At 65.7% G+C, this 12,646-nt stretch carries 12 protein-coding genes, 1 tRNA gene and 1 pseudogene; 9 read left to right on the forward strand and 5 right to left on the reverse strand.

Going from position 1 to position 12,646, the window contains the following annotated elements; genetic code table 11:
* The first annotated feature begins 283 nt into the window (after window positions 1-283).
* The 4 genes from WT53_RS15070 (at window position 284) to WT53_RS15085 (ending at window position 3,375) form a co-directional block, all read left to right on the forward strand.
* On the forward strand, window positions 284-997 hold the full coding sequence (locus tag WT53_RS15070; RefSeq protein WP_034207105.1) for a bifunctional 2-polyprenyl-6-hydroxyphenol methylase/3-demethylubiquinol 3-O-methyltransferase UbiG: 714 nt from the start codon (window positions 284-286) through the stop codon (window positions 995-997).
* Window positions 998-1,126: 129 nt separating this feature from the next.
* Window positions 1,127-1,203: transfer RNA gene (locus WT53_RS15075), tRNA-Pro, on the forward strand.
* Between the two features lie 140 nt (window positions 1,204-1,343).
* Window positions 1,344-2,552: an outer membrane protein assembly factor BamC gene (gene bamC, locus WT53_RS15080; RefSeq protein ID WP_034207106.1), complete on the forward strand. Its 1,209-nt coding sequence runs from the start codon at window positions 1,344-1,346 to the stop codon at window positions 2,550-2,552.
* Window positions 2,553-3,084: 532 nt separating this feature from the next.
* Window positions 3,085-3,375 (forward strand): putative quinol monooxygenase, encoded by a 291-nt coding sequence (locus WT53_RS15085; RefSeq protein ID WP_034207107.1) that lies wholly within the window; start codon window positions 3,085-3,087, stop codon window positions 3,373-3,375.
* A gap of 46 nt (window positions 3,376-3,421) precedes the next feature.
* Here WT53_RS15085 and WT53_RS15090 read toward each other — a convergent pair whose 3' ends face one another.
* The 3 genes from WT53_RS15090 to WT53_RS15100 form a co-directional block, all read right to left on the reverse strand.
* Complete coding sequence (locus WT53_RS15090; RefSeq protein ID WP_034207108.1) at window positions 3,422-3,679, reverse strand: hypothetical protein; 258 nt, start codon at window positions 3,677-3,679, stop codon at window positions 3,422-3,424.
* Between the two features lie 136 nt (window positions 3,680-3,815).
* The gene (locus WT53_RS15095; RefSeq protein ID WP_034207109.1) at window positions 3,816-4,088 is read right to left on the reverse strand and encodes a hypothetical protein; all 273 of its coding nucleotides are present in this window, start codon (window positions 4,086-4,088) and stop codon (window positions 3,816-3,818) included.
* Between the two features lie 208 nt (window positions 4,089-4,296).
* Window positions 4,297-5,013: a YdcF family protein gene (locus WT53_RS15100; RefSeq protein ID WP_034207110.1), complete on the reverse strand. Its 717-nt coding sequence runs from the start codon at window positions 5,011-5,013 to the stop codon at window positions 4,297-4,299.
* Window positions 5,014-5,173: 160 nt separating this feature from the next.
* Here WT53_RS15100 and WT53_RS15105 point away from each other — a divergent pair, with 160 nt between their 5' ends.
* Window positions 5,174-5,491 (forward strand): hypothetical protein, encoded by a 318-nt coding sequence (locus WT53_RS15105; protein WP_006495354.1) that lies wholly within the window; start codon window positions 5,174-5,176, stop codon window positions 5,489-5,491.
* Window positions 5,492-5,686: 195 nt separating this feature from the next.
* On the opposite strand, the gene WT53_RS34125 is transcribed toward WT53_RS15105, so the two are convergent.
* Window positions 5,687-5,938: a hypothetical protein gene (locus WT53_RS34125; protein WP_080747758.1), complete on the reverse strand. Its 252-nt coding sequence runs from the start codon at window positions 5,936-5,938 to the stop codon at window positions 5,687-5,689.
* A 202-nt stretch (window positions 5,939-6,140) separates the two neighbouring features.
* Window positions 6,141-6,536 (reverse strand): annotated as a pseudogene (locus WT53_RS15110) (transposase); the annotation flags it as partial.
* A 431-nt stretch (window positions 6,537-6,967) separates the two neighbouring features.
* On the opposite strand from WT53_RS15110, the gene WT53_RS15115 reads away from it, so the two are divergent.
* The 4 genes from WT53_RS15115 to rluB all read left to right on the forward strand — a co-directional run bounded on the left by WT53_RS15115 (window position 6,968) and on the right by rluB (window position 12,249).
* The gene (locus tag WT53_RS15115; protein WP_059785442.1) at window positions 6,968-7,870 is read left to right on the forward strand and encodes a LysR family transcriptional regulator; all 903 of its coding nucleotides are present in this window, start codon (window positions 6,968-6,970) and stop codon (window positions 7,868-7,870) included.
* Between the two features lie 66 nt (window positions 7,871-7,936).
* Window positions 7,937-9,139 (forward strand): pyridoxal phosphate-dependent aminotransferase, encoded by a 1,203-nt coding sequence (locus WT53_RS15120; RefSeq protein WP_034207111.1) that lies wholly within the window; start codon window positions 7,937-7,939, stop codon window positions 9,137-9,139.
* Window positions 9,140-9,411: 272 nt separating this feature from the next.
* Window positions 9,412-10,437, forward strand: a complete 1,026-nt coding sequence (gene scpB, locus WT53_RS15125) for an SMC-Scp complex subunit ScpB (RefSeq protein WP_034207112.1) — start codon at window positions 9,412-9,414, stop codon at window positions 10,435-10,437.
* Between the two features lie 60 nt (window positions 10,438-10,497).
* Window positions 10,498-12,249, forward strand: a complete 1,752-nt coding sequence (rluB, locus tag WT53_RS15130; RefSeq protein ID WP_034207113.1) for a 23S rRNA pseudouridine(2605) synthase RluB — start codon at window positions 10,498-10,500, stop codon at window positions 12,247-12,249.
* The last annotated feature ends 397 nt before the right edge of the window (window positions 12,250-12,646 follow it).

Raw genomic sequence — 12,646 nt, forward strand, 5'->3', positions numbered from 1 at the left:
GGGCGCCCGGGCGCGGCGCGCCGGCGCGCGGCCAGACAATGGATTCGCGGGGGGATGGGCGGCTGGATCAAACGGTCGTTTGGTTTGTCCGGCGCGGCGGTCGGCGTCTGTCGAAGCGGCCCTGAAAACCCGCGACCGGCCTTGGCCGGCGCGGGTTTCACCCGATGCCCGAACGGCGCGGCCCCGGGCATCGACGGATACGATCGACGCTGGCCGCGAGGTAAGATCGGCATCAATGGCGGGTTCGATATCACAAACACGGCAGCCATCACGGGGAAGCGCCATGGACCTGAAGGAAGTCGACGTACTCGGTGCGGGGGTGGGCGACCACTGGTACTACGCGTCGAAGGCGAGCGCAATTCGCCGGTTCCTGGGCGCGTCGGGCGCGAACCGCATACTCGACGTCGGTGCGGGTTCCGGTTTTTTCTCGAAGCATCTGCTCGAGTGCACGCAGGCGACGGAGGCTTGGTGCGTCGATACGAGCTACGCCGACGACAGCGACGGCGAGGCGGCCGGCAAGCCCATCCATTTTCGGCGGTCCGTCGATCGATTCGATGCCGATCTCGTGTTGCTGATGGACGTGCTCGAACATGTCGACGACGATGTCGGTCTGCTGACGCAGTATGTGAAGGGGGCGCCTCCGGGCAGCCGGTTCCTGATCACGGTGCCGGCGTTCCAGTTCCTGTGGAGCGGCCACGACGATTTCCTCGAGCACAAGCGCAGGTATACGCTCGGCGGCCTCGAGGACGTGGCCCGGCGTGCGGGGCTCGACGTCGAGCACGGCGCATATTATTTCGGTCTCACGTTTCCGCTCGCGGCCGCGCTGCGGCTGGGCGAGCGCGCGCGCTCGCATCCGCGCGAGCCTGCGTCGCAATTGCGTCGTCATCATCCGTTGGTCAACGGCTTGCTCAAGACGATCTGCCGCATCGAGTTGCCGATGTTCCGCTTCAATCGCGTCGCCGGCCTGACGGTCATCTGCGTCGCGCGCAAGCCGTGACGCAAAGGGGGCCGGCGCCGCAGATTGCTTGCATCGGCGCCATCGCGCCAAAAAATTTCACGAGAACATTCACAAAATGCATGCGACCCGTTCTAAATCGAGGAACTGTCTGTTATAATTTTTTTCTTTCGGGGCGTAGCGCAGCCTGGTAGCGTACCTGCATGGGGTGCAGGTGGTCGGAGGTTCAAATCCTCTCGCCCCGACCAGACAAGAACCCGCGTCAGCTCAGGCTGACGCGGGTTTTTTCATGGCCGTCGCTTTTTTGCACATCGCGGCGCGGCCCCGGTAAAATGCAAGGTTGATCCACGGAAAGCGCCGTGATTTAGCGGAAGAGGATTCCCCGAACATGACTGATCTTCGTCTTACCATGCGGTTCGCTGCAGTGCTCGCCACCGGCGCGCTCGTCGCCGGTTGCGGTACGTCGTCGCCCACGAAAGTGGACTACAAGAGCGATTCGAAATCGAAGGAAGCGTCGCTCGCAGTGCCGCCCAACATGCTCGACGAGACGGCCGATCAGCGTTCGCTGCCGCCCCAGGGCGGCGCGACTTCCCTGTCCGCGCTCAAGCAGGTCCAGCAGGCCGCGCCCGCGCTGGACATCGTCGCACCGGCCGTGGCCGGCATGCATATCCAGCGCGACGGCACCGAAAGCTGGCTCGTGATCGACGGCAAGCAGCCGGCCGCGATCTGGCCGCAGGTTCGCCGTTTCTGGCAGGAGCAGGGCTTCCTGCTCGTCGTCGACCAGCGCGACAAGGGCGTGATGGAAACCGACTGGAACGAAACCCATCCGCAGATCAACGACGGCCTGATTCGCAGCGTGATCTCGAAGGCGATGGGCAATTCGTACGTGACGGCCGAGCGCAACAAGTACCGTACGCGTCTCGATTCGGCGCCGAACGGCGGTACCTACGTGTTCATCAGCCAGAAGGGGATGCGCGAGGCGATCACCGGCGCGAACAACGATTCGAGCAAATGGGAACCGAAGCCGAACGATCCCGCGCTCGAGACGGAATACCTGAAGCGGCTGATGGCCGTGCTCGCGCAGAACGAGCAACGCGCGAAGAACGGCGAACCGCCGATCGCGAACATCAAGGACAACGCGGTACCGAGCGACAAGAAGGCCGATGCCGACGCGTCGTCGAAGGCTGCCGCGGCGATCGCTGCGCAGAACGTCTCGCGCACGTCGGCACAAGGCAACGACGCGGCCGAAGCGGCCGTGCCGTCCGAAGTCACGCTCGGCGAGCCGTACGACCGGTCGTGGCTGCACGTCGGTCTCGCGCTCGATCGCGCCAACTTCACGGTCGACGATCGCGATCGCTCGAAGGGCCTGTATTTCGTGCGCTACGTCGATCCGAAGGATCTGAGCTCGGCCGAGCAGGGTTTCTGGAGCCAGCTGTTCCACGGCAAGAAGGAAAAGCAGGCGAAGCAGTATCGCGTCAACGTGAAGGCGCTCACGGCCGATCAGACGCGTGTCGCGGTCGTCGACGATTCGGGCGCGATCGATACGTCGTCGCCGGCTCGTCAGATCATGGGGTTGCTCGTGAATCAGCTCCGCTGATCCCGGCGTTTCCCGCATCCTTGAAAAGCCCGCCATTCCGGCGGGCTTTTTTCATGGCCGCGCGCTGACGCGCGGCGCGGCGAGTGGTTCGACCCCGCGTCGTGACGTTACGTAACATCCGAGCGTTACGACGACAAAACAAGTGTCACATTGTCGCTGATCTAAAAATTGTCCTTATAAATCAACGGAATGTTGGATGTTCGATGCCTGGCACGCAACCTGCTTTATAGGTGGGAATCGTTAGAACAGGGGGGATGGCGTCAGAGTCCGGGAGTGCGCCGCGAGCGCCCGAACAACGGTCTCGACGCCTTCACATGCCGACGCGACAAGCGCCGGCGCAACAGATGACGATCCGCGCCAGCGTGCGGATCTCGATGGCCCCGTCGCCTATCCTCGTAGGGCGACGGTTTCGCCCGCGCTTCTCTGAAGCGCGGGCTATTTTTTTGGTGCCGTCGTCATGCCGTCTCGGCGTAGCCGATGCGCGGTGCGAGATTCGCGTATTCTCGGACTTTTTCGGAAGGAGGAGGCGGGAATGGCGGAAATTGCAGTCGTGGCGCTGATCGTGGCGAAGCCTGGCGCCGAGGAAAAACTGCGCGCCGCGCTCGAGGGAATCGTCGAGCCGACCCGCAACGAAGCCGGCGCATTGCAGTACGACCTGCACCGGGATCTGAAGGAGCCCGCGCGGTTCGTATTCGTCGAGCGTTGGGAGAGCGAGGAGGCGCTGGCCGCTCATGCGCGTTCCGCGCATATTCTCGCTTATCGCGAAGCGGCCGCGGACTGGATCGAACGTTCCGAAATCCGCGTGCTGTCGAAGCTCGTCTGAGTCGAGCGGGGTGGAGCGACCGGACGTGTCCGGTCGCGGCCGCGCGTCAGTGCGACGCGCTGGGTACGTCGAGGATCAGGATGATCGTCCAGTCGGCGTCGCCGTCATGGTGATACTGGCGCTCGGCAACGATGAACGGTTCCTGTTTGCCTTGCGGGCCGAGGAACAGCACGTCGCCCTCCATCGGCAGGCACTCGATCGGCGGCAGCGCGAGAAACGCGTCGTCCGAGCCGCGGGGCATCAGTTGCTTGATCCGGCGAGTGGCGGCTTCGGTCCACTCGATGTCGAGTTGAATGTTACTCATGCTGTCCTCCGCACCGGGGTGCGCACGGGTGGAAAATTTCGGTGCGCGACTTTAGCACAGCGCGCGGGCGCCGCAACCAAAAAAGCCGAACCCGGTTGCCCGGATTCGGCTTGTCGCTGGTGCGGTGCCGCCGAACTTACTGGCTGGCAGCGTCTGCAGCCTTCGCCTTCTTGCCGGCCTTCTTCGCTGCCTTGTGATGCGCAGCCTTCTTGCCGTGGTGATGCTCTTCCTGCGCCGCCGGCTGAGCCGCTTCGGCCGCTTGCTGCTGTTGCAGCGCTTGTGCACGCTGCTCGATCTCGGCGATCTTGGCCGGATCGGTGATGGTCTGGATCTGCGTGCTCTCTTGCGCATACGCTGCGCCAGTCAGCGCCGACATCGCTACCAGGATAGCCAGGGACGTCTTCTTCATTGCTTTACCTCCGCTAAGTGGTGATGAACCCGAGTGTGCCGTTTTGTCTGGCGACTGCAATCGAGTGCGTGTCGAGTGTAACAAAAGTGACGGATCAATGTGCATCGGATCGGCGCACGACGCAAGGCCCCGTTGAAGTCGCGCAACACTTCGCGCACTTCGTCACGCATCTGCCATCCGGGGTGGTGCAGCGATTTTCGCGGTATCGTCAGAACCAGCCGAGCCAGCGATACACGTGGAATTGCGAGATTCCGACCAGCTCGTGCAGCGCCTGCTCGGCGTTCGCCACATTGCGCCAGCGCGGCAACCAGCCCGTCTGCGCGCGTCGGAGGTTCGCATAAACGGGCTGCGGATCGATGCCGAAACGGCGGAAATCGAGCAGCGCCCGGCGCATCTGGTACGACGACGTGACGAGAACGCGCGCGTCGTCATACTGTGAGCGTAGTATAGATGCAGTGAATTTCGCGTTTTCGTAGGTTGTGCGGCTGTTCGGTTCGAGCACGAGGTCGGACGGCGCCACGCCTTGTGCGACGAGTTGGCGCCCGTAGACGGCCGCCTCGGTGTCGCCGTGATGCTGCGGGTCGCCGCCCGACATCAACACGGTGCAGCGTTCGGCCTGCTGCCGGCACGTGCGATAGAGCGCCGCGACCTTGTGGATGCGCGCGACGCCGTCGGGCGGCGGCTGCAATCCCGCGTCGGTGCGGTGCGTGCCGGCGCCGATGAGGATCAGCGTGGTTCGCCCATGCATGTCGGGGTGTTCGACCGGCGTGACGCCGGCCTCGGACCAGGCGATGAGCGGCGCCGCGAGCCAGCCCGTCGCCAGTAGCCAGAACAGCGCGGCGGCGGCGATGGCAATGGTTCGACGCTGCTTGCGGAAGAGCATGAAACCGATGAAGAGAAGTACAAATGAATCGAACAGAATCAATTTGATTGGGGTATGGTGTCTTTTTATGGACGGCTGACGATACGGCCCTGACGCGACGCCGAACAACGTCGGCCTCCAGAATCGGTGGCGGTTTCGGCGGGCGGAGACCCCGCCCGGCTCGCCGCTTCGCATTGTCGCTGCACTTTAAGAAAGAATCGAGATGGCCACGTATTCCAACGAAGCGGTGCTCGACGCATTGAGACGAGTGCAGTACCGCCAGGTACCGTGGGCACGCCGCCCGGGCGTGTTCGAGTATCTCCGTTCACTCGGCCTGATGGACACGGTCAGGCAGAAAACCGTTGCTCCCGCACCGGGCTTTCATGCACCGGTCGACATCGCCGTGCTGACCGACAGCGGCCGAGCCGAATTCTCGCGCCTCGAGCGCGACGAGAAATTACTTTCCTGGACCGATCGCCGCATGGACGACTACGCATTGAGCGAAGCGAGCGCCGTGGCGATTCTCGAAAGTCGCCTTTAGCGGTTCTCCATCCCGTCCCGTGCATCGCCGCACGGGACGGCGATGCAAAAAAAAGCCCGTATCGCGAGGATACGGGCGTACCGGATACTTTTGCTGCTGCCACGCTGTGCTCATGGCAACGATGTGACTCGTCGCATGCGGCGCAGTTCCCGAATGCGGGCATTTTTCTTTGGCGAAATCTCGAAATCGGCAGGACTACGGATGACGCGGCACGCCCGGCGGCTGTGAGCCGATTCGGGCCCGCGCGTTGCTGGCGATGTCGCCGCGCAAGTCGCCGCGCGGTACGGTTTGCCGGCTGGACGGGTTCGCGGACGGCGGCTGTCGAAAGGTGTTCCTGTGATCCTGCTGGCGATGGGGCGGCTTCGCGCGATCGTCGGCGTGGACGGGAGTGCTCAGCGTCATGGAAACGACAATGCCGCATGCAACGAGCAGTGACATTGTTTTCATGGCGGGGCTCCCTTCAAGCCGTCCGTGCGGCCTGTTGATATGTCGCTAAGGTAAGCGTGGGAGTGCAGGCTTGCTGTAAATATTGGTAAATAGTTGTTTCGCGGCACGACAACGGTAATCGACGGCAAGGCATGCGTCGCGAAAAAGGACGCGTCGCAAAAAGAAGCCGGGCGGCCGAAGCCGCCCGGTCGAGCATTCGTTACGCCATCTTGACGGGTGCGCGCCAGGATTCCGGATTGGTCCAGAAGGCGCCGCGCAGCCGGTCGCGGCTCGGCGGGGCGGGCGGCTTCGCCGCGCTTGCGCCGATGCGTCCGCGCAGCGAGATCTGCCGGCCGCTCGTGCCGAGTCGCTTCACGATTTCGGCGAGCGTACCGTCCGCCTGCCATTCGTCGAAGCGGCGGCGGCAGGTCGGCGGGGACGGATAGCGGCCCGGCAGTTTCGACCAGCCTTCGCCCGTCGACAGCACCCACAGCACGGCGTTGACCACCGAGCGGGCTTCCACGCGGGGACGGCCGCGCCGCTCACTCCGTGCGGGCTCCGAGCAAAACAGACCCTCGACCAGCGCCCATTCGTTATCTCTCAAATCGTCGAACAGCATCATGTCCTCACCTCAGCGAAGCTAACTCCGGTGCGCTGCCCTGCGCCGCGCACTCTTCAGGCACTCGATCGTCGAGTGCCGGGTGGGGGCGTCCGGTTGGCCGGCAGCGGCGTTTCTGCTCTTCCGTCCGACGAAACCTGCACCCTGTGCGCCAGGTGATGCACGAAGCGTGCCATGTCGGAGGTGAATCCCTCGAGAGCCGCTTGGCAGCGAGCTAACGGCTAAGTCAGCTAGGGGCGTATAAGACGCCAAAATAACCCGTGAGCAAATCGGGACAATCACCAATCTTGTGCAATTCGCCCATGTCGCGTGCGTTTGCGAATGTATTGCACCGCAGCGAAACATGGGCCGCGGGTGCCGGATTCGTTCGCCGAAGCCGGTTTCGCACATTAGAATCCCGCATCGATATCGACGATTGATGAGGTCGGGACATGAACGTTACGCTGCGCCAGCTTCGCGTATTCATCGAAGTCGCGCGGCTCAAGAGCTTCAGCCGGGCGGGTGACGAGATCGGGCTCACGCAGTCCGCCGTCAGCCGTTGCGTGCGCGAGCTCGAGGCCGAACTCGGGCTGAAGCTGATCGACCGCACGACGCGCGACGTGCAATTGACCGACGTCGGCGCGAACCTGATCGCGAGCGTGTCCCGCTTGCTCGACGACCTCGACGACACGCTGCGCGAGATTCGCGAGATCGGCGAACAGCGCCGCGGGCGCGTGATCGTCGCGGCAAGTCCGACGATCGCATGCAGGCTGATGCCGCGCGTGGTGGCGTCGTGCGAACGCCAGTTCCCGTTCGTCACGCTCGGCCTGCGCGACGACGTGCAGAGCGACGTGCTGCGCAAGGTGAAATCGAGCGAAGTCGACTTCGGCGTCGTGATCGGGCCGCTGACGGTCGCCGATCTCGTCTGCGAGCCGCTGATGACCGATTCGTTCTGCCTTGTCGCGCGCGCCGATCATCCGCTCGCGGCGCGGGCCGAGGTGCCGTGGACGGCGCTGGACGGCGAGCGCCTCGTGTTGCTCGACCATGCGTCGGGCAGCCGGCCGCTGATCGATGCGGCGTTGGCCACGCATCGCGTCAACGCGATGGTCATGCAGGAACTCGGTCATTCGGCGACCGTGTTCGGGCTGGTCGAGGCCGGTGTCGGCGTGAGCGTGCAGCCGTGGTTGTCGCTGCCGCTGCCGGCCGGCTCGACGCTCGTCGCACGGCCGCTCACGCCGCGCACCGAACGCACCGTCGAACTGGTGCGTCGCCGCGACCGATCGTTGTCGCCCGCCGCGCAAGCGATCTGGGAGCTCGTGCGGCAGATGCCGGCGAGGGCCGAGGATCTCGACTGACGTTGCGCCTGTCCGGCTTGCCGGCCGGTACACTACGCGGATCGTGTTCCTAGGCGGTGGTTCTCGATGACGCATTCCGCAGGTTTTTTCCCGGCGAACGATGAGCCGGCGGCGCGCGCCACGGTGCACGCGCTGCGTCCGTCGCTGATCCGCGAGGTTGCAAACGCCGGCTTCGGCGTGCCGGACATGCTACCGTTCTGGTTCGGCGAATCCGACCGCGTGACGCCGGACTTCATCCGCGACGCCGCGGCGGCGGCGCTGCGCGACGGTGCGACCTTCTACACGCACAATCTCGGCACGGCGCCGCTGCGCGACGCGATCGCGGCCTATGTCGGCGCGCGTCACGGTGCGACGGCGGCCGATACGGTGGCCGTGACGAGCTCCGGCGTGAGTGCGCTGATGCTGGCTGCCCAGCTGCTGATCGGGCCGGGCGAGCGTGTCGTCGCGGTCACGCCGCTGTGGCCGAATCTCGTCGAGATTCCGAAGATCCTCGGCGCACAGGTCGAGTGCGTGCCGCTCGACTACGGCGATGCGGGATGGCAGCTCGATGTCCGACGGTTGCTCGCGGCGCTGACGCCAGATACGCGGATGCTGCTGATCAATTCGCCGAACAACCCGACCGGCTGGACGATGTCGCGCGACGATCAGCGGGCCGTGCTCGCCCATTGCCGTCGCTACGGCATCTGGTTGGTCGCCGACGAGGTGTACGAGCGGCTTGCATTCGACGAGGGCGGCGCGCCGTCGTTCCTCGATATCGCGTCTCGCGACGAGCGTGTCGTGGTCGTCAATTCATTCTCGAAGGCGTGGGCGATGACGGGCTGGCGGCTCGGGTGGCTGATCGCGCCGGCATCGGTGATGGCCGACCTGTCGAAGCTCGTCGAATACAACACGTCGTGTGCGCCGGGCTTCGTTCAAGCTGCGGCCGAGGTCGCGTTGCGCGACGGCGAGCCGTTCGTGCAATCGTTCGTGTCGGCGCTGCGCGACGCGCGCGATCACCTGGTCGCCGCGCTGCGCACGCTGCCGGGCGTCGACGTGCCGCCTCCGCCGGGCGCGATGTACCTGTTCCTGAGACTGCCGGGGGCGGCCGACAGCCTGGCGTTCTGCAAGACGCTGGTGCGCGACGCGGGGCTCGGCCTTGCGCCCGGTCGGGCGTTCGGCCCGGAGGGGGAAGGGTTCGTGCGCTGGTGCTATGCGTGCGATCCGGCGCGGCTCGATGCGGGCGTCGAGCGGCTACGCCGGTTCCTTGCGCATGGCGCGGGCTCCCGCTGAAGCGGGGACGGAGCGGGCGCCCGTGCCGTGCGGCGGCCTGTTCCGCTCATCTTTACGCACCGGGCAATTTTGCGTAATATGGCGTTCAGTCACGCGGTTCCGTCGTTGAGCCGTGCTGTTCCGTCCGGTTTGGGCCTGGCCTGAAGTTGGTTCGCCGCCCCCGGTTCGTGCTCCCATCAATATGACCGATCAGAATCGGGCGAGCGCGTCTTCCGTTCCTTTCGTCTGTTTGTTGATCCGGTTCGTTTGACCACAGGGTCTGGCCTAGCTGCATGAATACCCAAGAGGCGAAGATCGTCCTCGAGACTGCTTTGATCTGTGCGCAGGAGCCGCTGAAGCTCGGCGATTTGCGCAAGCTCTTTGCCGACGGCGTGTCGGCTGACACGGTCCGCACGTTGCTCGAAGATCTGAAACAGGATTGGTCCGGTCGCGGTGTCGAACTGGTGGCGCTGGCGACCGGATGGCGCTTTCAGAGCAAGCCGGCGATGCGTCATTATCTGGATCGCCTGCATCCCGAGAAGCCGCCGAAATATTCGCGCGCGGTGCTCGAAACGCTCGCGATCATTGCGTACCGACAGCCCGTCACGCGCGGCGACATCGAAGAGATTCGCGGCGTCACGGTCAATACGCAGGTGGTCAAACAACTCGAGGATCGCGGCTGGATCGAGGTGATCGGTCATCGCGACGTGCCGGGGCGTCCGGCGCTGTATGCGACGACCAAGCAGTTTCTCGACGATCTCGGCCTGAAGGCGCTCGACGACCTGCCGGCGCTCGAAGAACCGGCCGCGAACATCGAGGCCGCACTGCTCGCGCAGCAGGCGATGGATTTCGATGGCGACATGCCGGTGGCCAGCGATGCGGCGGCCGACGTGCCGCAGGCGCTCGCGGATGAAGCGCCCGACGGCCGGTCGACCGAGGGGCCGGCCGACGTCGCGTCGACGCACGAAATTCCGAGTCGCGATACGCTCGACGCTGATCGCGAGCAAGCGGAACATACTGAACAGGTCGGCGCCGAAGCAGTGCCGACCGGTGTGCAGCCCGAGCCGCAGCGTGCGGATTGGAGCGAGGAAGATCGCAAGCCGGCTGCCGAAGCGGCTGCCGGAGACGGAGCGGAAGCGGCCGGCGACATGCCCGGCGAGGCCGATCGGGCCGACGCCTCCCGTTCCGGTCCCGCGGACGACGAGACGCTGGACGACACGTCCGACAGTCTCGCGGATGCCGTACGAAGCGCCAGTGCGCCCATCGGCGCCGACGCGCTGCCGGACGACGAAGCAGAACCCAAACAGCGTCGCGCCTGATCGCGGCCAACTTCTTGCCGCGCCCGCGCCGGGCGCGAGACCTGACATTTTGAGGTTGTTTTGACAGATATCCACGATATTGAATCGTCCGCGCCTGCCGTGCAGGCGGCGCGTGCCGACGATGCGCCGGAGCAGGATGCTTCGGCCGCGGGTGGCGACGAGCGTCCCCGCCGCGGTCTGCGGCGCGGCCCGCGCAGCCTGATCGCGCGGCGTCGCGCGGCGGCCAAGTCGAAGGGCGCCGAAGGCGAGCAGCAGGGTGCCGAGGGCGCGGATGCGCAACCGGTCGACGCTGCCGACGCGCAGCCTGCGCGTGCGCCGCGCAAGGAAGGCGCGGCCAAGGGCGGTCGCAAGCCGGCCGGCAAGCGCGAAGGCGCGGCCAAGGGTGGTCAGGGCGGCCAGGGCCGTCGCGGTGCATCGAAGGCCGAAGGCGGCGCGGCGAAAGCCGTGGAAGGCGATGCATCCGAGGATGAACTGTTCGCGTACGTGACGTCGCCCGCCTTCGACGCGGACAACTCCGCAGGCGGTAGCGGCGTGCGTGCGCCAATGCTGCGCCGCGGCCGCAACCAGTCGGCGAACAAGCGTGTGCTGTCGCCGGACGACGATGCGCCGAAGCTCCACAAGGTGCTGGCGGAAGCGGGCATGGGTTCGCGCCGGGAAATGGAAGAACTGATCGTCGCCGGCCGCGTGTCGGTGAACGGCGAGCCTGCGCACATCGGCCAGCGGATCATGCCGACCGACCAGGTGCGGATCAACGGCAAGCCGGTCAAGCGCAAGCTGCCGAACAAGCCGCCGCGCGTGCTGCTGTATCACAAGCCGACCGGCGAAATCGTCAGCCATGCGGATCCGGAAGGCCGTCCGTCGGTGTTCGACCGCCTGCCGCCGATGAAGACGGCGAAATGGCTTGCGGTGGGCCGTCTCGACTTCAATACCGAAGGTCTGCTGATGCTGACGACCTCCGGCGACCTCGCGAACCGCTTCATGCATCCGCGTTACAGCGTCGAGCGCGAGTACGCGGTGCGCGTCGTCGGCGAGCTGTCCGAAGGCATGCGGCAGAAGCTGCTGCACGGCGTCGAGCTCGACGACGGTCCGGCGAATTTCCTGCGCATCCGCGATGGCGGCGGCGAAGGCACGAACCACTGGTATCACGTCGCGCTGGCCGAAGGCCGCAACCGCGAAGTGCGCCGGATGTTCGAGGCGGTCGGCCTGATGGTGAGCCGGCTGATCCGTACGCGTCACGGCCCGATTCCGCTGCCGCGCGGCCTGAAGCGTGGTCGTTGGGAAGAGCTCGACGACGCGCAGGTGCGCAAGCTGATGGCGACCGTCGGCCTGAAGGCGCCGTCCGAGGAGAAGGGCAAGCGCGGCGGCGCCGGTCCGACCGAGCGTCGCCAGCCCGATCCGATGCAGACGTCGATGGGCTTCATCGGCCGCGAGCCGGTGCTGACGACGCACGGGCAACTCGACCAGCCGCGTCGCGGCGGTGGCCGACGCGGCGGGCCGGGCCTGCCGGGCTTGAGCGGCTACGGTAGCCTGCCGGTTGCGCCGTCGGGCTACGGCAACCGCATGGGCGGCGGTCGTGATGGCAATCGCATGGGTGGCGGCCGCGACGGCAACCGCGCCGGCGGTGGTCGCGACGTCGACGGCAATCGCGCGTCGTATGGCGCGGGCCCCAAGCGCGATGGCGCGGGCGGCAAGCGCGGCGGCAGCAAGGGCGGCGGCAACCGCAATCCGAACGGCAATCGCGCCGACGGCGGCAACGGCGGCGGCCCGCGCGGCGGTCAGCGTCCGCAGCGCAGTCGTACGCGTAGCCGCTAAGCGTCTATCGACTGGATTGGCGTGCGGCGGCGCGAGGCTGCCGGCTCGCCGGTCCGACCGGCGTTCGGCCGGTTTTGTCGATGCGACGCATTGCATTGATGGATTTCGGCTGCATTTATGATGTCGCGTACCGCGACAACGGCGATCACCGGTTCGGTAGTTGGTGTCGGTCGATCGGGCAGCCCGATTTCGCATTTTCGGTTCGTAAAGGCGGCCGACGCGCTGCTTTTACCGGCTGGCTTGGCGTTTGCGCCAAAAATCGCTATAATCGCGGAGTCGCTGGGCGTACGGATTCAATGTGCGGCTCAGGTGCGACCACCAGTAAGAAGATGGGCGTTCCGCCCATTTTTTTTTGCTGAAACGGTTAGGCATCTCGGGTAGCGCTTCCTGCGCCGGC

It is taken from the genome of Burkholderia sp. MSMB2157WGS, assembly GCF_001532755.1.
Lineage (GTDB): Bacteria > Pseudomonadota > Gammaproteobacteria > Burkholderiales > Burkholderiaceae > Burkholderia.

Bases quoted from the DNA above. Each gene is read 5' to 3' on its own strand.
- WT53_RS15070 (WP_034207105.1), top strand. From the start codon at position 284: ATGGACCTGAAGGAAGTCGACGTACTCGGTGCGGGGGTGGGCGACCAC.
- bamC (WP_034207106.1), top strand. From the start codon at position 1,344: ATGACTGATCTTCGTCTTACCATGCGGTTCGCTGCAGTGCTCGCCACC.
- WT53_RS15085 (WP_034207107.1), top strand. From the start codon at position 3,085: ATGGCGGAAATTGCAGTCGTGGCGCTGATCGTGGCGAAGCCTGGCGCC.
- WT53_RS15090 (WP_034207108.1), bottom strand. From the start codon at position 3,679: ATGAGTAACATTCAACTCGACATCGAGTGGACCGAAGCCGCCACTCGC.
- WT53_RS15095 (WP_034207109.1), bottom strand. From the start codon at position 4,088: ATGAAGAAGACGTCCCTGGCTATCCTGGTAGCGATGTCGGCGCTGACT.
- WT53_RS15105 (WP_006495354.1), top strand. From the start codon at position 5,174: ATGGCCACGTATTCCAACGAAGCGGTGCTCGACGCATTGAGACGAGTG.
- WT53_RS34125 (WP_080747758.1), bottom strand. From the start codon at position 5,938: ATGAAAACAATGTCACTGCTCGTTGCATGCGGCATTGTCGTTTCCATG.
- WT53_RS15115 (WP_059785442.1), top strand. From the start codon at position 6,968: ATGAACGTTACGCTGCGCCAGCTTCGCGTATTCATCGAAGTCGCGCGG.
- WT53_RS15120 (WP_034207111.1), top strand. From the start codon at position 7,937: ATGACGCATTCCGCAGGTTTTTTCCCGGCGAACGATGAGCCGGCGGCG.
- scpB (WP_034207112.1), top strand. From the start codon at position 9,412: ATGAATACCCAAGAGGCGAAGATCGTCCTCGAGACTGCTTTGATCTGT.